Source organism: Paenibacillus tritici, from assembly GCF_013204885.1.
Classification (GTDB): Bacteria; Bacillota; Bacilli; order Paenibacillales; family Paenibacillaceae; genus Paenibacillus_AQ; species Paenibacillus_AQ tritici.
On the sequence record NZ_JABMKX010000005.1, the window covers coordinates 296,481 to 320,321 of the forward strand.

A 23,841-nucleotide genomic window follows, 5' to 3' on the forward strand; every position below is an offset into this window, starting at 1 on the left:
TTAGAGATTCGGAGGTACCTGAATTGAAAAGATGGAAAAAAGTATTGATCTGGACGCTGTCCGTCATTGTCGTACTCGGTGTCGGCGGATTGTTCGCTGCCAATTATGCGGTCGACAAGCTGATGAATTCCATGGCCGACGGATTCGATGTGAATGCGGACGATACTGCCAACGTGCCTCAGGGACAGGTAGTTGATCCTGTGGTAGCCGACAGTGATCCGTCTGCGGAGCCAGCCGCTTCAGTTGATCCGGCAACGGCAGTTACACCGGATAGTACTCCTGCCAATAAGCCAGATGGAGCTAATGGAGCGCAAGCGACTGCCAGCACCGGCAAGCCTGCCCATACAGACAAGCCTGCAAGCACTCCTGCTCCGACACCAGAAGGTGTGGATGGGTTAGCTCATATTTCACCGGATAAGGCAAAAGAAGTTCAGGCCAATGTGTCGATGAAAGATAAGGCGAATGTTGCAGCCATAGTGGCTGGACAACTAAGCGTCTCAGATATCAAGCGTTTGCAAGAGTTAGCCTCAGGCGGACTCACCAATGAAGAGAAGCGGGAAGCCCGCAGTATCATTCTTGGTAAAGTCACAGAGGAACAATATAACGAGCTCGCACAAGTAGCCAAGAAGTACGGCGTCAGTCAAGGCAAGACACGGGATCAGATCATCGCCGAAGAAGAACAACTCAAAGCTCAAGAAAAAGGAAGTGAATAACCCATGTTCAAGGTGAAAATTCCAGCAGCAGCACTCCTTACAGTGACATTAATGGGCTGCTCGCCATTAACGGCTTCTGCCCCTATATCAGCTTCAGCAGCTACTCCGGTAGCCGTTGCAACAACTGCAATACCTACAACAACTGCGGCTGTTAAGACAGCGAATCCTATCAAAGTGCAGAATGCCGATGTAACCATGATCTTCGATGGTGTAGCACTGCAGCCGCCGGCAGGACAATATGTGTTCATGTACAACAACACGACCTATATCCCATTGCGGTTCATGTCCTATGCCCTCCAGAAGAGTGTAGCCTGGGATGCCAAGAACCTGAAGGTAACTGTAGCAGAGCCAAGCAGCTCTGAGCTGGTAGTCATTCAGGAGTACTTAATGAATGCCGCCTCCAGTCCTTCCTTTGCAGCGAAGAATTTGGCTCTGAACAATGTGAATGCAAGTTATGTATTTAACGGGAGCAACAAAGCCTTGCCCAAAGGCCAATCCAGTTATCTGCTGAACGGTTCCATCTATGTGCCCCTAAGATTCTTATCGGAATCTGTAGGAAATTCCATTATCTGGAATCCGAAGACGATGACCATCACTGCGAGCTCTAAGAATTATGAAGAGAATACATCTACACCTACTGTGAAACCGACTAACAATGGATCGAGTCCATCTGCCAGTCCTGCACCAACACCAACACCGGCACCGGCGGCAACGACTGCACCAGGCGGTTCAGGAGCAGGTGGGACAGGAACAAGTAAAGTGTCTTATGAGAGTATTACTAGTGAGACGGAAGCGAAGTTGAGTGCGCTACAGTCGCAAAGCCAATCTACGTTAATGGGTATTGCCTTTGAATATGTGAGTGCTATAGATAGTGCAGCCAAACAAAGTATTAAGGCTAAAGGGATTCAGCAGTTAGACTCCTTTACAGCTTCATTTAACAGTATAATCGCTGACGCTGAACAAAAACTAAACAGTAACGGATATAGTACAGATGTCATCAAACAGTACAGAAGTGAGTTTGAATCACAGCTTCAGCTAGGTAAGAACATTGCAGAGAAAATGGCGGGCTAACTATCCGCTATTTTCAATATCTTATAACAGAGGTTGATAGTGAATGAGGCCATATCTAGTAGTGAAGCGGTTTGTTGATTGGCTCATTGCATGTTTGCTTATTGTAATAAGTTCTCCATTTATGATAGCAGCGATTATAGCAGTGAAGATTAGCTCTAAGGGGCCAGCCTTATTCAAGCAAAGACGCCCGGGGAAGAACTGTAAGGTTTTTACGGTATATAAGTTTAGGACCATGTCTTTAGAAACGGATAACCGTGGAGAACTTCTGCCTGACATACAAAGAATGACTCGGGTAGGTTCTTTTTTGCGTAAGACAAGTATTGATGAATTACCTCAATTGTTTAACATTCTAAAAGGGGATATGAGTTTTATTGGACCGCGCCCCCTATTAGTCAAATATCTTGAGTACTATACGCCTGAACAAAATCGCAGACATGAAGTGACACCGGGCATATCTGGGTGGGCTCAAGTGAACGGAAGAAATACAATTAGCTGGGAAGAAAAGTTTGATTATGATGTATGGTATGTCGATAATATTACTTTAAAAGTTGATATGAAGATTGTGTTGAAAACTATTAAGAATGTGTTGGTTAGAGAAGGAGTTAATAATTCTAAGACTGATACAATGCCAATGTTCACTGGTAGTAATACAATAGAACGTTGATTCTTCGACTAAGGCCAGGTGATTTCATTTGGAGAACTTGTTGATCTTAGGGGCTGGTGGGCATGGCAAGGTCGTAGCTGAAGCAGCTATGCTTACTGGTCGGTGGGATGATATAGCATTTTTGGACAATGACACTACGCTTAATAGGGTAATTGGGATTCCTGTCATTGGTAGTTTTGATACTTATCTGGACCATAGCAAGGCATATTCTAGTGCTGTTGTTGCAATTGGAAATAACGAAAATAGGTTTGTTTGGCTGACTAAGCTTGAACAAGCAGGCTTCAAAATTCCTGTTATAATTCACCCTTCAAGTATAGTGAGTAAATTCAGTCAAATAGAATCTGGCACTGTAGTTCTGGCTGGTGCAGTGATTAATGCAGATGCTAGTATCGCTAAAGGATGTATTCTTAATACTTCAAGTACCATTGATCATGATTGTGTGATTGGGAATGGGGTACATGTTTCTCCAGGCGCAAATGTTAGCGGAACAGTTACTATTAATGACTTCTCTTGGCTAGGTGTAGGGGCAAGCATTGTAAACAATATCACTATAGGCTCCCATGTGATTGTTGCCGCTGGCGCAGTAGTAATCAGTGATATTCCTGATAGTGTAATGGTAGCAGGTGTACCTGCCCAAATAAAACAGAGCTATGGAGATGAATTGTAATGCATGAACGTATTTATTTATCACCTCCACATATGAGTGGAAACGAAATGAAATACATACAGGAGGCATTTGATAGCAATTGGATTGCCCCATTAGGTACTAACGTTGATAAGTTTGAAGAAGAAATATGCGCCTATGTTGGAATGGATCACGGGCTTGCATTGTCATCAGGTACAGCAGGGATTCACTTGGCTCTTAAATACTTTGATGTTGGTCCTGGTGATTACGTGTTTTGCTCAGATTTAACCTTTGCGGGAAGTTGTAACCCGATTCTTTATCAGTATGCTAATCCTGTATTCATTGATTCCGAACCGGAAACTTGGAATATGTCACCCATCGCATTAGAAAAAGCATTTGAGTGGGCCAAAAAAGAAAATAAAATGCCTAAGGCAGTTATTATAGTTGATTTATATGGACAAAGTGCTGATTATGATTCGTTACTTCCTATTTGTGAGCATTATGGCGTACCCGTTATAGAGGATGCAGCTGAAGCGCTGGGAGCATCGTACAAGGGCAAGAAATGCGGATCGTTTGGACATATCGGTATTTTTTCATTTAATGGGAACAAGATTATCACTACCTCTGGCGGTGGAATGATCGTTTCTAATGACGAAGAGGCTATTAAGAAGATGCGCTTCTGGGCGACACAATCAAAAGAGGTATCAAGACATTATGAACATAAAGAAGTTGGCTATAATTATAGAATGTCTAATATATGTGCGGGTATAGGCAGAGGTCAGTTAGAAGCCCTAGATACCTTTATTCAATGTCGTAAAAATATAAATGAATTATATAGGGAATCTTTAAGTGATCTTGCATTATCTTTTATGCCAGTAAAAAATAATGGTTCTCCTAACTATTGGTTATCAGTTGTGAAATTTACATCCAATGCAATACTTACTCCTGACGATATTATAGTGCCTCTTGAGGAGGAGAATATTGAATCAAGACCTGTTTGGAAACCAATGCATTTACAGCCTCTTTACAAAAAATATTCTTTCTTCTCTCACGGCGAATCTATTTCCGAATTATTATTTCATACAGGAATTTGCCTTCCATCAGGAAGTGCGATGACTACAGAAGAAATTCAAACTGTTGTAAAAGTAATCAAAAGGATATTCTATGGAACATAATGATGTGAGTTAGGAAATTCATTTACTAGAGAAAGTTCTCTAATTTGATATGAGAGGTAGAATTATGAAGGTTGTTGTTATATCTTGTTTTTCTGATAAAAGTGGTTTCAACAGAGGAAACTTTATTTATGAATATTTTAAGAAAAAAAAGTTTGATACTTTTCTTATTTACTCTGAGTTCCATCATACTAGTAAAACACTTATTAAAGAAGATGATGAATTTTGGATTCCTGTAAGATCTTTGAAATATGAGAAAAATGTTTCGATTAAAAGGTTGTTAGCACATGTTTTTTTTGGAATGAAAGCTGCAAAATTGTTGAAAAAACTAAATCCAGATATTGTATACATGGCGGTTCCGCCAAACTCAGTTACACGTTTTGCGTTCAAAGTTTCCAAAAAAATCAATGCAAGAATAATTATAGATATTGTTGATTTATGGCCAGAATCATTTCCAACCTCTAATAAGGTGAAAAAGTTACTCTCCCCAATGCTAAATTATTGGAGGAAATACAGAGATGATAAATTAGGATCAGCGAATGCGTTAATGTTCGAATGCTCCTTGTACAAAGAGTTTTTAGAGAACACTAATGTAAAAAATGAAAATTCATACGTAATACCTTTAGCGAAAAACTATATTGATAACTCAAACCCTGATTTCATGAGTTGTATGAATGATACTTTAAATATTTGCTATTTAGGTTCTATTAATCTTCTTATTGATATTGAACAGATTACTAAGATATTAAAAGGACTACAAGTAATGAGGAAAGTGAAACTACACATTATTGGATCGGGAGATAATAAGAATTATTTTCTTAAAGAACTCATGCAAAATAATATTGAATTCATTGACTATGGTATTGTTTACAATGAAATTGATAAGAATAGAATAATGTCTTTTTGTGATTTTGGAATTAATCTGTACAGAGAAAACACTGTAATAGGGCTTACATACAAATCTATAGATTATTTCTCGGCTGGTCTTCCGATAATAAACTCCATAAAAGGAGATTCTTGGGATTTGGTTGAAAATTGTGGTATAGGAGTTAATTGCTTTAGAGATAATTGTCAAGCCAGCATAACGGTGCTATCGAGCTTAAATGCAGAAAAAATAAGTTTAATGAAACAAAAAGCGTTTGAAGTATATTTAGAAAATTTCGAAAACCGTGTAGTTGAGGGGAAGTTAGATGAGATGCTAAATTCTATCCTTCCAGAAAAATAGCGAAAAATCAGTTTATTTTCATGATTAAATATGTTTAAAGTATCCATACAATGCTGCAGTAAAGAAGTAAAATAAGGTTGAAAATTTCTATAAGTTATTAAAGTAATGGGTGGCAGTTAGAAGAAAAAAATTTGGAATCATCGAGTTCAGTACAAAAAACATGAAAAATCTATTATACAAAAACATAGATTGGGTGAGTATTAATTGAATTCAGAAAATCAAGGAAATTGTGCCGGAATAGTTTTATATAACCCTGATCTAGATAGACTAGATCAAAATATAAACTCCATTCGAAATCAAATTGATTTAATTTTTCTTATAGATAATAATTCTGAAAACATAACTTTAATAACACAAAAATATAATAATGATGCTCAAATTCATATAATGAAAAACTATGAGAATAAAGGTATAGCCTTTGCATTGAACCAAATATGCCAACTGGCTATTGCCTTTAAATATGAGTGGGTATTATTGCTAGATCAAGATAGTATTTGTAGCTCTAAAATCATTCGAACTTATAACAATTATACTTCAGATCAGTCAGTTGCATTGTTAACACCTTACATTATAGATATCAATAAAACAAATCTTGAAGAATACAAAAGCAAAAGACTTACAAATTTTTCTTTTGTCGAATGGGCGATTACCTCTGGATCTATGATTAGAATTGATGCATGGAAAAAGGTTGGCTTCTTTGATGAGGAATTATTTATAGACGCAGTGGATTTTGACTTTTCCTTTCGTCTTCAAATAAATGGATATAAGCAAATAAGGATAAATTCTGAATATTTGTTACAAGAGGTTGGAAATGCAGAGCCTACATGGATATACAGACCTCATATAGATAATTCAGGAAAATGGACAATTAAGCGATATTATAGAACTAATCATTCATTAATAAGGCAATATTATATGATACGAAATCATTTGATTATTGCTAGAAAATATCAGAAATATAAATCAAAGAACCGAAGGATTATTTTTGTGATAGCATTGGCGTTGCCAAAAATTTTTGTGGAGAAAAATAAATTCAAGCTGGTGAAAGTAATGTATAAAGGATTTATTGATGGTTTTAAATTTAATGTAAAGATCTATACAAGAGAAGAGAAAAGAAATATTAGATGATATTTGTTGCAATGACCACCATATGAATGGGCGAATTTTAGTGCCCCACTTTATGGGGATAAGCGTTCATCTACTTGAAGCTGCTATATTAAGAGAATTGTAACCTATTATAACAGCAGTATAATAAACGAATTGATATTAGAGAAGAATAATCAAACTATTTAAATTTTTTTCTAATTACTATTTTTAAAAAAAATCTTTAAAGTTGTTAGAGATGGGAAGGGATTAGTATGAATAAGTCAATAAATGATTATGATTCGAATGATAATAAGGCTTACTGGGACCGCAATATTAGTGAAAAAATAGAAAGTTTAAATAATGATTACTTACAAGTAGTTAATTCTAAAGAATTTAAGTTGGGGAAAATAATAACCGAAATTATTGAAGCAATAGTGAAATTAAAAATTAAAGATATTAAAGATATATTACTTTACCCTATTATAAGTTTGAGATTACGTAAGTTTAGTAACAAAGAAAAGCGATTTGTAGAAAAAGAGAGAATCCAAGTCAAAGATAAGATTGCTGTTTATACAGTGGTGTTTGGGAATTACGATGAAATTAACGAGCCGGTTTATATAGATGATTTATGTGATTATTATATAATTACTGACAATATAGTAAATGAAAATAGCATATGGAGAAAAAAAGAGTGGACAGAAGAAGTAGGAGAGATAATCTCAAAATTAAGTCCAAATGAAAGAAATAGATTTTTCAAGATTAATTCATCACTTCTTTTTAATGATTACAAATATAATATATATTTAGATGGGAATCTGGGTGTTGTAGGAAAAATATCTAATCTTATTAAATACTTGAATGAAAATACTGGGATATCTATGTTTAATCATCCGCTACGTGGTTGCATTTATAGCGAAGGAAAGGCTTGTTTAATATTGAAAAAAGGTAACCACTCTGATATAGAAAATCAACTTTCTAAATATAAATCGGAGGGAATGCCAGAAAAGTTTGGTATGTTTGAATGTAATGTTATTGTTCGTAATAACTCAAAAGTTTGCAAAGAAATTATGAGTGCTTGGTGGAATGAGTATATGAATAGTTTTTCTAAAAGAGATCAATTATCCTTTCCATATATTTTATGGAAAAATAAATTATCAATTAATGATGTTGGTTGTCTCGGAGAAAAAATGAGTGATAGTGCCATGTTTAGAAGACACCAGCATAAATGAGATGCCAAAGAAGAATTGATTGGAGATATTATGGGATTAGTCGGATATATAACAATTATACTATTGAATGTTTTGCGGAAAAAGGGAAAATTAGTTAAATTAATATTGTCAGTGATTATGATTTCTTTTATGTCCTTTTTATTTATTGGTGGATTCACAAATGCTGATTATTTGAACTATTATACTGCTTATCAAAATCAGTATGCTCCAACTTTTGAAATCGGATTTAGATTTCTAATGAAAATTTGTTTTGCCTTTGGATTAAGTTATGATTCTTTCCTTTTATTCATTTTTATTATTGGTATTAGTTTGAGGATTCTTTTTATCAAAAATGTAGCAAATATTAATTACGTATTGGCATTATTTCTTATTTATCCGTTTATTATAGAAATTGTACAGGTGAGAACATTTTTAGCGATGAGTATCGTTATTTTTTCTATGAATTATTTATTGTTTGATAAACGAGGGAATGTATTGAAATATATTATATGTATTTCTTTGGCTTGTACCATTCATAGTCTTTCAGTATTCTTGTTTCCTATAATAATAATAAAATTTAATCGTATTCGTAGTTTGATAAAATATATACCTGTTTTGACTCTTGTTATTATAATTTTCTTGATTTACAATGGTTTTTCATTAAGTTTCATGAGTGGAATTTTTTCTAAGATAGATTCCGAAAGAGCTAGTTTGTACGTAACTGGAGGTTTTTCTAATACATATATTTTGAATTTTATTTATATAATAATGAATTTATTATTAGCTAAATGGTCTATTAATATTATTAATAATAGTTCGGAATTTAATTTAAAAGATGATTTTAAGGCTGAATTATCAAAAAAGATCTACTACATTAATATAATATTATTTATATATACCCCATTCTATCTCTTAAGTGGTTTGTTTTTTAGAATTCCTCGAAGTTTTTATATCATTAATTATGTTTTATTTTATATTGCAAGTGAGCGGCTTACTAAAAAGACGCAAAATTATTATTTATATAATGCAATAATTATATTGTATTTGATTATAGTTTTTATTTTAGAGTTTTATGTACAGCGTAAAGTAGAAGTATTATACCCTATTATTTTTGATAATAAGTTCTTTTAAATAAAAATTTAGGAGATATTTATGAAATATATAATTATAGGTGCAGGTAACGAATTGAGTCGTTATACGTGGTTTGATGTGATTGATAGAAATGACGTTTATTATAAAGAACAAATGTATGAATTAACTGGTTTTAAAAAAATATTACAGAAGATTCATTGCAGTGCACGTATTAACAAAATAATCAATCTACCATTTAAAAATAGATGGTGGAAATATAATGAATTAAGAAATATAGAGTTCAATAAAGAATTTTATTTAGTATTGGGTGACACAGCATTTGGCAAAAGTGATATAAGTTATTTGAAAATGTTAAGAGAAAATTACCAGGTGAAAGTCATTATTGTGTTGTTGAATCCTATTAACAGCATAAGCAAAGACTTAAAGACCGAAATTGATAAAATGGATAGAATTTTGACTACGGATCTGCAAGATTCCAGTGATTTTAATTATCCCTATATATCGACAGTTTATTCTAAAATTCCAATAGATTTGAAATTATCAAATGAGAATAATACTGATCTTTTTTTTGTTGGAGCGGAGAAAAACAGACTTAGTATCTTACTGAAATGTTTCGAAATTTTTAAAAAAAATAATATAATGACTCTTTTCTATATATTTAATGTTAAAAATAAACATCAGAAATATAAAAATGAGATTTTTTATAACTCATACCTTAAATATAGTGAAATACTAGAAAAAGTTGGAGATACAAATTGCATTTTTGAAGTGCTGCAAAATTCACAAACGGGAATAACTTATAGAACAATGGAGGCAGTTTGTTATAATAAAAAATTATTGACAAATAATAAAAATATTAAGAAGTTTGCATTCTATAATCCAGATTACATCGAAATATTTGAGAATCCAGAAGATATAAATATCGAATTTATCAAAAAACGAATTGTAGTAGATTATGGATACAATAATGAGTACTCGCCAGTAAATATATTAAATTATATAGCTGAAATAGAGGTGAAGGAATAAAATTAAGTGTCACGAATTTGTTAAGCTAAAATGATTATCTAAACATTAGGGAGAATATTAAATGTAATGACAAAAAAAAGCTTGAATTTTCTATCCATATCATTATTTCGTAATTTTTCTTATTCAATTAGTTCAAATCTGGTAACACTTTTTGTATCCACATTATTAATATTAATTGTACCTAAAATTGTAGGAGTTGAACAATACGGATATTGGCAACTATATTTGTTTTATTCTTCATATGTAGGTTTTTTGCATTTTGGCTGGAACGATGGAATTTATTTACGGTATGGTGGCAAGGAATATAGTGATTTGGACAAAAAATTATTCTTTTCGCAATTTTACATGCTTTTAATCTTCCAATTTATAATTTCAATTATATTGTTTACTGGCATTAACGTATTTATGAGTGATATTAATAGAATATATGTTCTTAACCTTACAATTGTATGCATGATAATCACGAACATAAGATTGATGTTATCATATATACTTCAAGTTACAAACAAAATAAAGGAATATGCATTTATTAATGTCTTGGACAGAATTTCATATTGTCTTTTATTGGGGTTGTTTTTGTTAATAGGTATTACAAATTATAAATTAATAATTGTTGCAGATCTATTTGGAAAATTTTTTTCACTCATTATTGCAATGTATTTTTGTAAAGAAATTGTTATTGGTAAACTTGGTTTTTTCTATTTGAATGTTAGTGAGGCTAAAGAAAACATTAAAGCTGGAATAAAGTTAATGCTAGCGAATATTGCAAGTTTGTTAATTGTTGGGGTTACAAGATTTGGTATTGAACGTGCTTGGGACGTCTCAACTTTTGCAAAAGTATCTCTCACATTTAGTATCTCAAATCTTTTAATGTTATTTATTAATGCAATAGGCACTGTATTATTTCCCATGCTAAGGAGAACAAGTGCGATTAATTTGCCTATAATATACAAGTGTACTCGGGACATATTAATGTTTATTATGTTTGGTGCACTTCTAGTATACTATCCGTTGAAATATGTGTTATTAGGGTGGTTGCCCAAATATGAGGAAAGTTTCATTTACTTGGCCCTATTATTTCCAATGTGTATATTTGAAGGTAAAATCGCATTATTGATAAATACATATTTGAAAACTTTAAGAAAGGAGAAAGTTATACTTAAGATAAATATTATTTCACTTGGACTTAGTGTGTTAATCACTTATTTTACAACAACTCTATTGAAAAATTTGAATTTAGCTGTGTTATCAATTGTGCTAATACTAGCGTTTAGATGCGTTGCTGCGGAACTTGTGTTATCAAAATCTTTAAAAATATCAATTAATAAAGACATTTTATTAGAGTTAACTCTATCTGGGGTTTTCGTGTTTATAGGTTGGTTTGCTAATTCTTGGTATGCATTTCTTATATATTTATTCTTTTATATTTTATACTTAATATTAAAGAAAAAAGATATTTTAAGTAGTTTTAGTCAGTTAAAGTTACTTTTGAAATCTTGAAAATTAGTAGTAGAGTTTTAAATGTAATTATGCACAAAACTCTGCCAAGTTCAAAGGGGGGGATTTAATGAAAATAGCAGTAGCCGGAACAGGCTACGTCGGCTTAGTAGCCGGCGTATGCTTCGCAGAAGTAGGCCATCAAGTAGCATGTGTAGATATTGATGAAGATAAGGTTCAGCTTATGAAATCTGGAGTTTCGCCCATATATGAAGCTGATCTCGAAGAACTTATGCAGAAGAATTACGCTGCTGGAAGAATCGATTACACTACTAATTATGCTGAAGCATATAAAAATGCAGATGCTATTTTTATAGGTGTCGGTACGCCTGAACAGCCGGATGGATCGGCCAATCTATCATACATAGCAACTGTTGCCAGACAAATTGCAGAAACCATAGAGAAGGATTGTTTGGTGGTAGTGAAATCTACAGTTCCTGTTGGAACTAATGATAAGGTAGAGCAATTCATTCATGACTTCCTGCCACATAATGGTGAAGAACTGATTGGTAATGGAATTGGACAGAAGATCAGAGTAGAAGTGGCCTCTAATCCTGAATTTCTTGCTCAAGGTACAGCGGTCAAGGATACCCTACAAGCAGCAAGGATTATTATTGGGACTGAAAGTAAATGGGCAGAAGATATTTTAATGCGCATTTATGAGCCATTCAATATCCCTATTGTTCCTGTAAGACGTAGATCGGCAGAGATGATCAAGTATGCGTCTAACGACTTTTTGGCATTGAAAATATCTTACATGAATGATATCGCCAATCTCTGTGAGTTAGTAGGTGCTGATATCCAGGATGTTGCCAGAGGTATGTCCTTTGATGAGCGTATCGGCAGCAAGTTCTTGAATGCGGGCATCGGTTACGGAGGGAGCTGCTTTCCGAAGGATACGAAGGCTCTTGAGTATCTCGCCCGGCAGCATGGGTATGAGCTTAAGACAGTCAAGGCTGCTATTGATGTGAATACTAGTCAAAAGACTGTTCTATTCAAGAAGGCATCTAAAAGGTTGATTACCTTTAATGGCCTAAAAGTGGCAGTGCTGGGACTTACCTTTAAACCAGGAACAGATGATTTAAGAGAGGCAGCTTCACTAGAGAATATCCCCTTATTGCTAGAACAAGGTGCAGATATTTATGCATATGACCCTGTGGGGAAAGAAAATTTTGCTCAAAAGTATTCTGAAGGTAGCCATGGAATTGGAAAGATCCACTATGTCGAGAATATTGATGAAGCACTTAGAGGTGCTAATGTCTGCTTCATTATGACCGAATGGGCATCAATTAAGGCTGTTACACCTGGAAAGTTTAAAAAGCTGATGAGAACTCCATTGGTCTATGATGGCAGGAATATTTACAATATTGATGAAATGAAAGAAGCAGGGATTGAATATTACTCTATTGGGAGGTAATCAGCCTTTGTGAAATCCATATAATATAGAGGAGACGAGTTAGTTGGACTATATTCCTTTAGATACAGAACAGAAATATTTAATAACCGGAATTGCGGGATTTATAGGATCTAATTTAGCCAAAAGGCTTCTGGAACAGGGTTGTCAGGTCACTGGTATTGATAATATAAATGATTATTATGATATCAATCTCAAGTATACGCGTCTTGAAATGCTTACACCATTTGAAAAATTCAGCTTTATTAAAGGTGATATTTCAGATAAAGAATTGATACTAAGCCTATTTGAAGAGCATAAACCTAGTATTGTGGTTAATTTGGCAGCCCAAGCCGGAGTTAGGCATTCTATAGATAATCCTGATGCATACATTCAGAGTAACATTGTAGGATTTTTTAATATCCTTGAAGCTTGCAGATATAACCCAGTTAATCATCTTGTATATGCCTCATCAAGTTCTATCTACGGCTCCAATGAAAAGGTTCCTTTTGAAGAATCCGATGTGGTGGATCATCCAGAATCTCTGTATGCGGCTACTAAGAAATCTAATGAGCTGATGGCATATACTTATAGTCATCTTTATAAAATACCAACAACCGCTCTACGTTTCTTTACCGTATACGGTCCATTAGGTCGTCCAGATATGGCTTACTTCGGATTCACACAGAAATATTTTAATGAAGAACCGATCAAGATATTCAACAACGGAGATTTCACACATGATTTGTATCGTGACTTTACATACATTGATGATATTGTAGAAGGGATTCGCAGAATTCTGAGTATAGCACCTGCTGATGCTGTTCCACATAAGGTTTATAACATAGGTAACAATAGTCCTGAGAAACTAATGTTCTTTATAGAAACCTTAGAGAAGTGTTTAGGAAAGAGCCTAGGTAGAGAAGTTGTATTTAAAAAAACATTTGAACCTATTAAGCCTGGAGATGTACCAGCAACCTATGCTTCTACTGAGCTGTTGCAAGCGGCAGTCGGATTCAAACCAAGTACGTCTATTGAAGAGGGACTACAGAAATTTACGGACTGGTATGTTGAATATTATAAAGCCAAATAATTAATGAGGTGACCCCAATGAAAGGCATAATCCTAGCCGGAGGCTCCGGCACGCGCCTTTACCCATTAACAATGGTAACCAGTAAGCAGCTTCTACCCGTGTACGACAAACCGATGATCTATTATCCGTTGTCTACGCTTATGCTTGCCGGAATTAATGACATTCTTATCATCTCAACACCTGAGGATACTCCGAGGTTCGAGAGTCTTTTCGGGAATGGGTCTCAGTTTGGCATCTCCTTACAATACATAGTTCAGCCCAGTCCTGACGGTTTAGCTCAGGCTTTTATTTTGGGCGAATCGTTCATTGGTAGTGATTCTGTAGCTATGATTCTTGGCGATAATATTTACTATGGGAATGGTATTCGTAAGATGCTTCAGCGTGCCTCTGAGAAAGCACAGGGGGCGACGGTGTTCGGTTATCATGTCCAAGACCCGGAACGATTCGGTGTGGTGGAATTTAACGACGAAGGCAAGGTACTAAGCGTGGAAGAGAAGCCTGTACAGCCGAAGTCTAATTATGCGATTACTGGCCTGTACTTCTATGACAACCGTGTTGTGGAGATTGCTAAGAATGTGCAGCCATCTTCCCGGGGCGAACTTGAGATTACTTCGATTAATGAAGCGTATCTCCACATGGGTGAATTGGATGTTGAACTTCTGGGGCGGGGATTCACTTGGCTGGATACGGGGACTCACCAGAGTCTGGTGGATGCTACGAACTTCGTCCGCACCATTGAAGATCATCAGGGGATTAAGATTGCAGCGCTTGAAGAGATTGCATACATTAATGGATGGATCACGAAGGAGCACCTACTCAGTTGTGGACAGAAGCTAAGCAAGACGGGCTACGGCCAATATCTGATCAAGGTCGCCACCGGGAAGATTCAATATTAAGCAGTAAAGGTGTGGAGGAAATGAAGTTAACAGAAACAGTGCTTCCAGGCGTATATATAGTCGAAGCTGCGGTCTTCGGGGATCACCGGGGATGGTTCATGGAGACGTTCAGTGATGCGAAATTCAGAGAGCAGGGCATAGACATTGCTTTTGTACAGGATAATCAATCCTATTCTGCTGTCCAAGGAACCTTGCGCGGCCTGCATTATCAGCTGAATCCCAAAGCTCAGACCAAGCTTGTCCGTTGCACGCGTGGCGTGATCTTCGATGTCGCCGTGGATGTCAGAGCAGGCAGTCCAACTTACGGCAAGTGGTTTGGTATTGAGCTGAGTGCCGAGAATAAGAAGCAACTGCTAATTCCCAAGGGGTTCGCCCATGGATTCATGACTCTGACGGAGGACGTTGAAGTTCAGTATAAATGTGATGAGCCGTATGCCCCGGAATGTGATGGCGGCATTCTCTGGAATGACCCTGCCATTGGGATAGAGTGGCCATTACATGTTACTCCCGTTCTATCTGGCAAAGACGAGATGGCTCCATTGCTGAAAGATGCCGTACTGAATTTTACCTATAATCACTGAAGTGGATAGAAAACCAATCGAATCATTCTGAGGTGTAATTCATGAGTAGGAAGAAATTGCTGATCACCGGAGGTGCCGGTTTCATTGGCGGGAACTTTGTGCAATACATTATGGATAAGTATTCCGATTACGATGTCTATAACCTGGATCTGTTGACCTATGCGGGTGATTTAACTAAGCACAAGGAGATTGCAGAGCGGGATAATTATCGCTTCATCCAGGCAGACATTGCTGACCGTGGAGCTATTCTGGCTCTTTTTGAACAAGAACGCTTTGATTATGTAGTGCATTTCGCAGCGGAGAGTCATGTGGACCGCTCGATTACTGATCCGGCAGTATTTGTCCGGACGAATGTAATGGGAACCCAGGTGCTGCTGGATGCTTCACGGACCATTGGAGTAACCAAATTCGTTCATGTCTCCACGGATGAAGTGTATGGTGAGCTGGACTGGGACCCTGCGGTATTCTTCACGGAAGAGACGCCGCTCCAGCCTAATAGTCCGTATAGTGCCAGCAAGGCATCGTCTGATCTGCTGGTTCGTGCTTATCATGAAACCTTCGGCCTGCCGATGAATATCACCCGCTGCTCTAATAACTATGGCCCGTATCACTTCCCTGAGAAGCTAATTCCGCTTACGATCTCTAGGGTTCTGAATGAACAGAAGGTTCCTGTCTATGGGGATGGCGGGAATATCCGGGATTGGCTGCATGTCTGGGATCATTGTGCAGCTATTGACCTTGTTCTGCATGAAGGGGTTAATGGTGAGGTATATAATGTGGGCGGTCATAATGAACGTACCAATCTTGAAGTCGTGAAGACTATTATTCATACCTTGGGTAAATCTGAGGACTTGATTGAATTCGTTACCGACCGGCTGGGACATGATAAACGTTATGCTATTGATCCTACTAAGCTGGAGAAGCTGGGTTGGAAGCCGACGTATACCTTTGAGACAGGAATCGCCCAGACGATTAAGTGGTATACAGACAATGCCGAGTGGTGGGAACAAATTCTTAGCGGCGAGTACCGGAAATAGCTTATGACACATTTAATATCCAAAACCAAGCTGGGCAAGCGCAGAAAAAGAATGCTCTTTCTGTACTTGCCTCTTCTTCTAATTATAGTGCTGCTTCTGTGCGCTGGTCGCTTCCTTCCCATATCCGAGTCTCCCGGACAAGCAGATGTCCTCATCATCCTCAGCGGCGGGGGAGGACGGGTGGAGCAAGGGGTTCAGCTGTTTCAAGAAGGCTATGCGCCGCAGCTCTTGCTGTCTAACGTGAAGGAGAATGCCGGTCCCTCCGGCAACATGCGCCAAACCTCCCTATCTCTAGGCATCCCGGAGGGTGCCATTCTGGCCGAGAATGCAGCCCAGAGTACTTATCAGAACGCACAGTTCACACTTCCGATCATGAAGCAGCAGGGCTTCAAGTCTGCGATTGTGGTCTCTTCGGATTTTCATATGCGGCGGGTGAAGTTTATCTTCGATCATGTCTATAAGGATTCTGGAATAGAATTGACGTATGTTGGTGCTGACTCAGGCTATAACGCGAAGGCTTGGTGGAGTGACCGGTATAGCCGGGAGACGACTTTTAACGAATATACGAAGATGATCGGGAATGCCTTAGGCTATAATGGGCCGGAAGCGAAAAGCTCGCTGGAGCAGATTAAGCGCTGGTTCCGCCGGTAACAGTAACAGGAGGACAAGGAGCGGCAGTAGGCGAAGCGGGGGGAACAGTGGGGCGGCTTCGTATATGTGATACCGGGACGACAGAGACCTTATGAGACTACTAGGTGTTTCTGCTGAACCATAACGCCGCGAAGCTGGCGGGATTGCCTGTCCGGAAGTTGCCGGATAAATAACCGGACTCTAACAAAGAAGACATAGACGACGTTCATATGCAGCAGGTTATCTTTTCGATAACCTGCTCTTGATTTTGATTTGCCTTCATTAAATTCTCCATCATCATCTTTATACACTTGACACTACGATATTTAAGGCTTTGATTTTCCCGTTATTAAGCGTGAAGCGGAAATCCAGTGGAATTGGACTGCCTTTGAAATTACCTGAAATGGTGGCGGTGACAACCGTTTCGTCATTTTTCTCCGCACAATTGGTGATTTCAGTCCTACCCGCAGCGTCCCTGTTTGCCTTCATAATAAACTTGCTGATAACTTCGGGATCATGAAATTCTTCTCCATTGTCAACTAATATGGCATCCTCTGCAAAGCAGTTAGCGAGAAGGTCACCGTCAAAGATATCTGCGGCATGATAATAGGCTGCAATAGGCAGCGGCAAAGGAATTGCCCGACTGTTAGAGGAAAGAACATTGCGCAGGCGTGTAATTTTATCTCCATCCACAGTAAAATGAAAATCAAGATAGAGGGGGTCCGGTAGTCCGGTTTTGTCGTAATTTCCGTCTGATTTTGCGGTAACAACGATCTCCTTGGCATTCTGAACGACATTTATGATCTCCAGTCGTAAGCCTACTTCGAAATAGTCGTGGTCACTCCACTCTTTGATAGCGGTTTTCCCGTGATATTCTTTGCCGGCGTCAAAAACAACTGCATCCTCGGAAAAAATTGAAAGGAAGGTCGCGGGATCATCTGTATTTGTCGCATGAAAATGTTTCTCAACCGGTTGGGGTAATTGAATTTTGTTTATCATAATCATCATTCTCCTTATTAATGTTGTGCTACAGTTCAATTACACTTCTTAATATAAAGGACAAAACCTGACAACAGTCCGTCTGGTTTTGTGTTAATAAATATTTATCATGACATTAATCCAATTCTTCATTACCAGTTGTATGTCAATATGACACACTGGTGTCGTGTTTAGAACGATATACTGTACTTGAATTGAGGTGACTTAATGCAGATCAGCAGACTTTTCGGCATTGTTTATTACTTACTTGAGAAAAAAGAAACTACGGGGAAAGAGCTTGCCGACCGTTTTGAAGTATCGGTTAGAACCATATATCGCGATATTGAGACATTAAGCAGCGCTGGCATACCAGTCTATACGAATCAAGGCAAAGGCGGCGGAATCGTCATTCTTGACAAATTTATACTTAATAAGTCGGTACTTTCTGAAAAAGAGCAGGACGAAATACTGCTCGCCTTGCAGAATCTATCAGCAGCGCGATATCCCGAAATTGAGACTATTCTTTCACGATTAAGCAGCCTTTTCAAAAAGAGTGATGTTAATTGGATTGAATTGGACTTCTCACCCTGGGGAAGTGATGAACGAAACAAAGAAAATTTCAATGCACTAAAAATGGCAATTATAAGCAAACATATTATTATATTCGAATATTTTAATACCTCAGGTGTGAAAAGCTTGCGCAGGGTTGAGCCGATTAAGTTGATTTTTAAGGATAAGGCATGGTATTTGAAAGCGTATTGCTATGATAAAAGAACATACAGAACATTCAAAATATCCCGTATGGCTAATATCGAAATCACTGAAGATGTTTTTGAGCAAGGGACATTAGTGGAATCTGCGGCCGAAGCGACAGATAATCAATTTCAAAAAAATATTGATATTCGGTTAAAAATCTCTCCGGCGGGAGCGTATAGAATATACGATGACTTTAGTGAAAAAGAAATAACAAAACATGAAGATGGATCTTTTACTGTTATCGCATCCATGCCCGAAGGAGATTGGCTGTCAAATTACTTTCTCTCTTATGGCCCTATTATTGAAGCGATGGAGCCTCAAAGTCTACGGGATGCTGTTATGAGCAAGATAGAGGTGATGATGGGAAATTTGAATCGAAAGGGTGGCCCTACCTTACGAGACCACTAGGGTCTCTATTTTTTTGCCATCATGGCAAACGGGTTGCCTGTAGTTCACGGATTGTACTAATCTGCGGCACTCAACGTTATTGACCATTGGAATAATGTGACATATTATTACATCTATAAAACAAATTATATTTGGATTCCAGTTAGGTGGTGTTAACGTGGTCCCTACTACTAGAACTATGATTCGCGATCTATTAGCGTTGTATTTGTCGCAGAAGGGAATGCCTATTAATCAATTCTCGGGACAATCCGGAATTAATTCAGGAACGCTCAGCCGGATACTTAGTGGTCACCAGCCCATTGCTATGAACCATCTGGAGCGAATCACTAAGGCGATGGATCTGCCGGAGGATCATTTCTACAGCTTATACGTGGATGAATGTTTCTTTTTTTCGTCACCAACCTGGCGGCGTCTGCGGCCTTTTCTTGTACGTTCTGCTGAGCTGGGCCGTCTGGATTGCGTTGAAGAGGTGGTTCAGAATCTCCTAGAGAATCTGGTCTACGCCCCCATGCTGTTCGAAGTGGCTGAAGGACTGTTTCAAGAGGGGCTGTGGCAAGCTGCCGGATTGCTGTATAAGAATGTGAGTGCCAGCGAGAAGTATCAGAATTCCGAGCGACTCGCATTATGCCAATACCGTCTGTTCCGAATCGCCATTGGTGATGACCAGGCGCGGAATCTACAGGCTACACATCTCTTCGAAGGTTACCTGGACCGGCTGGATGAGGCGGATCAATTGGAAGGATTGAAGCATCTCGCACATGTATATGTTTCATTGCATAAGTGGCATAAGGTGGATGAGCTGGCAAAGGAGATGCAGCAATTAGCGACTCTTCGCTGGAATTTCCAGCGTCAGTCGGATCGTAAAGAGAGTAATGAGAAAAAAACCGAGAAACCCCTGTACTTCTATATCCTGTACGCACAGCTTATCCGTTCATACGTGTGTGAGCAAATAGGAGACTACCCATCGGCATTAGATTGGGTATCCCTCTATATGGATGGAACCTGGATACAGGAAGACAATGAAGAAGTGAAGCGGACTGTGGCTCAGTTCCAAGAGTGGGGTACCGCGAACAGACTGCTCTATCGGGTGATGGCAGGACAATATGAGGCTCTCTCTGAATATGTTGAATATATCTCCCACCGACCAGATGAGATATTTACAGCGTTATACAGCATTGTCTTGTCGGCTAACCGCTACGATTGGAATGTTGATTATATTCTGGAACGGTTTGCTTCCTATATTCCTTACCGGACGTATTCTACAGAATTTGGCGATTATAACCGGCAGGTTATGTTGGACCAACACACCCAATTCCTCGCTGAAATGGCAGCCTATTATTTACATAATAAGCGTGAAGATGGTATTAGATTCATCCTACAAAGTTTGGAATCGTCTGCTAGAATCAATGATGAGAGCAATATCCTCAAATGTGTTGATCTATTCGAACAGCATCGGCATCTGGCAGATGAAGAAGAGAAAGAGCAATACAAACTTCTAATTAGAGAGGTGCAGGACTCACATGAAAAGAAAATTTATCAAGCTTCTAGCTTCCTGTAGTCTGGCTATTGTAATTATTATACCGATTGGTACTGTTGAGCCAGTAACAAATATCAGCCCTCAATCTCTGATTCAAACTATGGGTCACGGTATAGGTGGTGGTTGATGCTTACCGGGCAGTAATAATATGATTTCAAGTAGGTACACAGAGCAAATGACGTTCCCGGTATATCGGGAGCGTTTTTTTGATTATATGGCGGCTTGACCCGTAGTTTACAATCCCTTGTTACTTGCGAGGCGCTCCAACGCTGGGTGTCTGCCGCCTTCGGCTACAATGGCCCGGAAGCGAAGAACTCGCTGGAGCAGATCAAGCACTGGTTCCGCAGATAGGACAGTTCTGATAATCTATATCTGATACATCCATATAAGGATAATATTTTCGCCCTCTCACCACAATACGACAAACAAACTGGGTATCCCGGTCTATAATTAGGAGCAAATCTACTTATAGTCTGGGAGATATGTACTATGCCTAATTATTATTTTAGGGAAATGTGGACCCCGTTGCGCTGGATCGGGATCAGGTTCTACCGGGATGACAGGGACCGGCTGTGGATGAAGAAGGGGAAGCAGCGGCGGCAGCTGGTAAGAAGCTCAGAAGCGGAGAATACGGAGAGTTGAAGAGACCTGAGGGTCTCTTTTTTCATGGGAAAATGTTTATGTCTTAGGAACTATTACCTTTGAACCAATTGATGTATAATGGATTCTGCGAGTCTAGCGGTTGCTCTCTTGGAATGGGAGTGGAAGAGTTGACGGCCAGGGCTGCTTACTATGGTTGGGGGCGATGAGTGTGAAGGCAAGAAGATTGAACGTGTTGGCGGCGTGGGTAATGCTGCTGAGTCTGCTGTGCGGGGGAGTGGCTAGTGCGGCAACGGTGGTGCAGCAGACGTCATCTTATGTTTTTGTGGATGTGAAGACTACCTATTGGGCCAATGAAGCTATACAGAGTATGGCGAATCAGGGCATTATAACGGGGAACCCGGATGGGTCCTTTAAGCCTGAGGCAGCCATTACCAGGGAACAGTTAGCCAAGCTGATTACCCTGACGTTTGGACTTGATCTGGTGTCGGATGGAACGCAGACGTTCTCGGATGTGAATTCCTCTTCCTGGTCCTACAAATATGTTGAGGCGGCGAAGGATTATCTTACGGGATATTTTCCAGTGAAGGGCAAGCCCTTCTTCGATCCTCAGGCGAGTGCTACCCGTGAAGATGTGGCTGTCGCGCTAGTCCGTGCCATGGGTCTGGAGACCGATAAGGTGGATGCTGACAGTATTCTGTACTATAAATTCAGTGACTATGAGGACGTTACTCCTCAACTGGCCAAGGAAGTGGCGGTGGCTGTAGATCATAAATTGATTCAAGGCTTCCCCGACGGAACCTTCGGACCAACCAGTCCCATTAACCGGGCTTCTGTAGCTACTTTGCTGTATCGTGTGTTGAAATCCTCCTATACTACGGCAACGCAGGATGTGAAGCTGGACGTACAGGTTCCGGCACAGGTGGCGGACAGAACGGTCAAGCTAACGGGCAAAGTGAATGCTGACGCCAAGGTGTATATCAACGATGAAGAAGTAGAGAATGAGAATGGCTCTTTTGCAGAGGCGTATGATTTGGATGGAGGAGAGAAGGTCTACGAATTTGTATTCAAGGCGGTTCTGCCGAACGGACGATCGAATACAGTTACGAAGCAGGTGACCTACCAGACCTCCGGTCCGCAGCTGACGGTGCAGGCTCCAGAGACCTCCAATCAGCTTACAGCCAAGATCACCGGTAAAATCAAGGACAGCGGCGATACGAATCCGGCAGTTACGGTTAATGATAAGACCGCCTATGTAGCTTACAACGGGGAATTCAGTGCGGATGTGACGCTGAAGGAAGGCCTCAACAAAATTGTGGTGACTGCGGTCAATAAATATGATAAAAAAGCAGTGGTCGAGAAGCAGATTATCGTGACCTTGGGCGGACCTGTGCTGACGCTGGATCTGATTCCGGAGACCAGCAGCAGCAAGACGATCACTTTAAGCGGCAAAGTGACTGACAAGAATGACAGCAATCCTAAGATCTATATGAACGATGAGCTGGTGGGCAGTTACGGTTCCTTCAACAAGACGGTTACGCTGAAAGAAGGGGCGAATACTTTTAACTTCAAGGCTACGAATAGCTTGGGCAAAAGCTCAGTGGTCATTACCAAGGTAATCACCTTTAATGTAGACGGACCTGTGCTTACGCTCGATCTGATCCCTGAGACCAGCAGCAGCAAGACGGTAACCCTCAGTGGTAAAGCGACTGACAAGAACGACAGCTACCCGAAGATTTATATGAATGACGAGCTTGTAGGGGATTACGGCTCCTTCAACAAGACAGTAACGCTCAAAGAAGGAGTGAATACGTTCACCTTCAAGGCTGTTAACAGTCTGGGTAAAAGTTCGGCCATTGCCACCAAGACCATTACCTTTGCTGTGGACAGTCCCGTGCTGACGCTGGATCTGATCCCCGAGACGAGCAGCGGCAAGACGGTTACCTTAAGCGGTAAGGCGAGTGACAAGAATGACAGCTCACCTAAGATCTACATGAATGACGAACTCGTAGGTGAATATGGCTCCTTCAACAAGACAGTAACCCTCAAAGAGGGAGTGAATACCTTCACCTTCAAGGCTGTGAACAGCTTGGGCAAAAGCTCGGAGCCTGTAACCAAGACCATCACGTTCAATGTAAGCGAGCCGGTGCTGGTTCTGGATTACATTCCTGAGACGACCAAGACGAAACAGCTTACCTTGACCGGGAAAGCCACGGATGCGAACGACAGCAGTCCCAAAATCTATCTGAATGACGAACTGATCAGCAGCTATGGAAGCTTCTATAAATCGGTGACGCTGGCTGAGGGCAGTAACACGTTTGTATTCAAGGTCACCAACAGCTTCGGCAAAGTAGTAACGGTTGAGAAGACGGTAGTTTATACGCCGGAGGCGAGTAAGGAGTAGGGTTGGAGTAGTGCGGATGAAGCTAAAACGATGGGGGCCTTAGCGGTCTTCGTCGTTTTTTTGTATGAAGTTTTGACAGATTTCAGACAAAATGTGACAAAACACCGGAGGTAAGTTGATTTTCTGCGACCCTGTTAAGGAAGTAATAG

Annotated in this window: 23 protein-coding genes; 22 read left to right on the forward strand and 1 reads right to left on the reverse strand. The window is 39.2% G+C overall.

Going from position 1 to position 23,841, the window contains the following annotated elements:
- The first annotated feature begins 23 nt into the window (after nt 1–23).
- The 17 genes from HQN87_RS11005 (at nt 24) to HQN87_RS11085 (ending at nt 17,030) form a co-directional block, all read left to right on the forward strand.
- Nucleotides 24–713, forward strand: coding sequence for a hypothetical protein (locus HQN87_RS11005; RefSeq protein ID WP_173132165.1), 690 nt, complete (start codon nt 24–26; stop codon nt 711–713).
- 3 nt (nt 714–716) lie between these two features.
- Nucleotides 717–1,784 carry a copper amine oxidase N-terminal domain-containing protein gene (locus HQN87_RS11010; RefSeq protein WP_173132168.1) on the forward strand — a complete coding sequence of 356 codons (1,068 nt, stop codon included), beginning with the start codon at nt 717–719 and terminating at the stop codon, nt 1,782–1,784.
- 43 nt (nt 1,785–1,827) lie between these two features.
- Nucleotides 1,828–2,448 carry a sugar transferase gene (locus tag HQN87_RS11015; protein ID WP_173132171.1) on the forward strand — a complete coding sequence of 207 codons (621 nt, stop codon included), beginning with the start codon at nt 1,828–1,830 and terminating at the stop codon, nt 2,446–2,448.
- A 28-nt stretch (nt 2,449–2,476) separates the two neighbouring features.
- The gene (locus tag HQN87_RS11020; RefSeq protein ID WP_173132174.1) at nt 2,477–3,115 is read left to right on the forward strand and encodes an acetyltransferase; all 639 of its coding nucleotides are present in this window, start codon (nt 2,477–2,479) and stop codon (nt 3,113–3,115) included.
- Nucleotides 3,115–4,248, forward strand: coding sequence for a DegT/DnrJ/EryC1/StrS family aminotransferase (locus tag HQN87_RS11025; RefSeq protein WP_173132177.1), 1,134 nt, complete (start codon nt 3,115–3,117; stop codon nt 4,246–4,248). The genes HQN87_RS11020 and HQN87_RS11025 overlap by 1 nt, the downstream gene beginning before the upstream one ends.
- 64 nt (nt 4,249–4,312) lie before the next feature.
- Nucleotides 4,313–5,470, forward strand: coding sequence for a glycosyltransferase family protein (locus tag HQN87_RS11030; RefSeq protein ID WP_173132182.1), 1,158 nt, complete (start codon nt 4,313–4,315; stop codon nt 5,468–5,470).
- Between the two features lie 204 nt (nt 5,471–5,674).
- Nucleotides 5,675–6,598: a glycosyltransferase gene (locus tag HQN87_RS11035; protein ID WP_173132185.1), complete on the forward strand. Its 924-nt coding sequence runs from the start codon at nt 5,675–5,677 to the stop codon at nt 6,596–6,598.
- A 230-nt stretch (nt 6,599–6,828) separates the two neighbouring features.
- Entirely contained in the window at nt 6,829–7,785 is a 957-nt protein-coding gene (locus HQN87_RS11040; RefSeq protein WP_173132187.1) for a glycosyltransferase domain-containing protein, read from the forward strand.
- Nucleotides 7,786–7,800: 15 nt separating this feature from the next.
- The gene (locus HQN87_RS11045) at nt 7,801–8,895 is read left to right on the forward strand and encodes an EpsG family protein (protein WP_216857235.1); all 1,095 of its coding nucleotides are present in this window, start codon (nt 7,801–7,803) and stop codon (nt 8,893–8,895) included.
- Nucleotides 8,896–8,916: 21 nt separating this feature from the next.
- Nucleotides 8,917–9,882, forward strand: a complete 966-nt coding sequence (locus HQN87_RS11050) for a WaaS/CpsH family glycosyltransferase (protein WP_173132193.1) — start codon at nt 8,917–8,919, stop codon at nt 9,880–9,882.
- 66 nt (nt 9,883–9,948) lie between these two features.
- Nucleotides 9,949–11,382: an MATE family efflux transporter gene (locus tag HQN87_RS11055; RefSeq protein ID WP_173132196.1), complete on the forward strand. Its 1,434-nt coding sequence runs from the start codon at nt 9,949–9,951 to the stop codon at nt 11,380–11,382.
- A 67-nt stretch (nt 11,383–11,449) separates the two neighbouring features.
- Nucleotides 11,450–12,796, forward strand: a complete 1,347-nt coding sequence (locus HQN87_RS11060; RefSeq protein WP_173132198.1) for a UDP-glucose dehydrogenase family protein — start codon at nt 11,450–11,452, stop codon at nt 12,794–12,796.
- A gap of 43 nt (nt 12,797–12,839) precedes the next feature.
- Nucleotides 12,840–13,865 (forward strand): GDP-mannose 4,6-dehydratase, encoded by a 1,026-nt coding sequence (locus tag HQN87_RS11065; RefSeq protein WP_173132200.1) that lies wholly within the window; start codon nt 12,840–12,842, stop codon nt 13,863–13,865.
- A 17-nt stretch (nt 13,866–13,882) separates the two neighbouring features.
- A complete protein-coding gene (gene rfbA / locus HQN87_RS11070; protein ID WP_173132202.1) occupies nt 13,883–14,761 on the forward strand; it encodes a glucose-1-phosphate thymidylyltransferase RfbA in 879 nt (292 codons plus the stop codon).
- A gap of 20 nt (nt 14,762–14,781) precedes the next feature.
- Complete coding sequence (rfbC, locus tag HQN87_RS11075) at nt 14,782–15,342, forward strand: dTDP-4-dehydrorhamnose 3,5-epimerase (RefSeq protein WP_173132204.1); 561 nt, start codon at nt 14,782–14,784, stop codon at nt 15,340–15,342.
- A 41-nt stretch (nt 15,343–15,383) separates the two neighbouring features.
- Nucleotides 15,384–16,379: a dTDP-glucose 4,6-dehydratase gene (gene rfbB, locus HQN87_RS11080; protein ID WP_173132206.1), complete on the forward strand. Its 996-nt coding sequence runs from the start codon at nt 15,384–15,386 to the stop codon at nt 16,377–16,379.
- A 3-nt stretch (nt 16,380–16,382) separates the two neighbouring features.
- Nucleotides 16,383–17,030, forward strand: coding sequence for a YdcF family protein (locus tag HQN87_RS11085; protein WP_173132208.1), 648 nt, complete (start codon nt 16,383–16,385; stop codon nt 17,028–17,030).
- Nucleotides 17,031–17,312: 282 nt separating this feature from the next.
- On the opposite strand, the gene HQN87_RS32065 is transcribed toward HQN87_RS11085, so the two are convergent.
- The gene (locus HQN87_RS32065; protein ID WP_216857236.1) at nt 17,313–18,008 is read right to left on the reverse strand and encodes a nuclear transport factor 2 family protein; all 696 of its coding nucleotides are present in this window, start codon (nt 18,006–18,008) and stop codon (nt 17,313–17,315) included.
- Nucleotides 18,009–18,215: 207 nt separating this feature from the next.
- Between HQN87_RS32065 and HQN87_RS11095 the strand changes: the two genes are divergently transcribed.
- The 5 genes from HQN87_RS11095 to HQN87_RS11110 all read left to right on the forward strand — a co-directional run bounded on the left by HQN87_RS11095 (nt 18,216) and on the right by HQN87_RS11110 (nt 23,692).
- A complete protein-coding gene (locus HQN87_RS11095) occupies nt 18,216–19,151 on the forward strand; it encodes a helix-turn-helix transcriptional regulator (protein WP_173132210.1) in 936 nt (311 codons plus the stop codon).
- 178 nt (nt 19,152–19,329) lie between these two features.
- Nucleotides 19,330–20,709: a helix-turn-helix domain-containing protein gene (locus HQN87_RS11100; RefSeq protein WP_216857237.1), complete on the forward strand. Its 1,380-nt coding sequence runs from the start codon at nt 19,330–19,332 to the stop codon at nt 20,707–20,709.
- 201 nt (nt 20,710–20,910) lie between these two features.
- Nucleotides 20,911–21,039 (forward strand): hypothetical protein, encoded by a 129-nt coding sequence (locus HQN87_RS32710; RefSeq protein WP_301953172.1) that lies wholly within the window; start codon nt 20,911–20,913, stop codon nt 21,037–21,039.
- 138 nt (nt 21,040–21,177) lie between these two features.
- Nucleotides 21,178–21,330, forward strand: coding sequence for a hypothetical protein (locus HQN87_RS11105; RefSeq protein WP_173132216.1), 153 nt, complete (start codon nt 21,178–21,180; stop codon nt 21,328–21,330).
- A gap of 169 nt (nt 21,331–21,499) precedes the next feature.
- On the forward strand, nt 21,500–23,692 hold the full coding sequence (locus HQN87_RS11110; RefSeq protein ID WP_173132219.1) for an S-layer homology domain-containing protein: 2,193 nt from the start codon (nt 21,500–21,502) through the stop codon (nt 23,690–23,692).
- Nucleotides 23,693–23,841: the final 149 nt, after the last annotated feature.

Bases quoted from the DNA above. Each gene is read 5' to 3' on its own strand.
- HQN87_RS11105 (WP_173132216.1), top strand. From the start codon at position 21,178: ATGCCTAATTATTATTTTAGGGAAATGTGGACCCCGTTGCGCTGGATC.
- rfbA (WP_173132202.1), top strand. From the start codon at position 13,883: ATGAAAGGCATAATCCTAGCCGGAGGCTCCGGCACGCGCCTTTACCCA.
- HQN87_RS11055 (WP_173132196.1), top strand. From the start codon at position 9,949: ATGACAAAAAAAAGCTTGAATTTTCTATCCATATCATTATTTCGTAAT.
- HQN87_RS11085 (WP_173132208.1), top strand. From the start codon at position 16,383: ATGACACATTTAATATCCAAAACCAAGCTGGGCAAGCGCAGAAAAAGA.
- HQN87_RS32065 (WP_216857236.1), bottom strand. From the start codon at position 18,008: ATGATAAACAAAATTCAATTACCCCAACCGGTTGAGAAACATTTTCAT.
- HQN87_RS11060 (WP_173132198.1), top strand. From the start codon at position 11,450: ATGAAAATAGCAGTAGCCGGAACAGGCTACGTCGGCTTAGTAGCCGGC.
- HQN87_RS11040 (WP_173132187.1), top strand. From the start codon at position 6,829: ATGAATAAGTCAATAAATGATTATGATTCGAATGATAATAAGGCTTAC.
- HQN87_RS11100 (WP_216857237.1), top strand. From the start codon at position 19,330: ATGATTCGCGATCTATTAGCGTTGTATTTGTCGCAGAAGGGAATGCCT.
- rfbB (WP_173132206.1), top strand. From the start codon at position 15,384: ATGAGTAGGAAGAAATTGCTGATCACCGGAGGTGCCGGTTTCATTGGC.
- HQN87_RS11030 (WP_173132182.1), top strand. From the start codon at position 4,313: ATGAAGGTTGTTGTTATATCTTGTTTTTCTGATAAAAGTGGTTTCAAC.
- HQN87_RS11015 (WP_173132171.1), top strand. From the start codon at position 1,828: ATGAGGCCATATCTAGTAGTGAAGCGGTTTGTTGATTGGCTCATTGCA.
- rfbC (WP_173132204.1), top strand. From the start codon at position 14,782: ATGAAGTTAACAGAAACAGTGCTTCCAGGCGTATATATAGTCGAAGCT.
- HQN87_RS11025 (WP_173132177.1), top strand. From the start codon at position 3,115: ATGCATGAACGTATTTATTTATCACCTCCACATATGAGTGGAAACGAA.
- HQN87_RS11095 (WP_173132210.1), top strand. From the start codon at position 18,216: ATGCAGATCAGCAGACTTTTCGGCATTGTTTATTACTTACTTGAGAAA.
- HQN87_RS11050 (WP_173132193.1), top strand. From the start codon at position 8,917: ATGAAATATATAATTATAGGTGCAGGTAACGAATTGAGTCGTTATACG.
- HQN87_RS11010 (WP_173132168.1), top strand. From the start codon at position 717: ATGTTCAAGGTGAAAATTCCAGCAGCAGCACTCCTTACAGTGACATTA.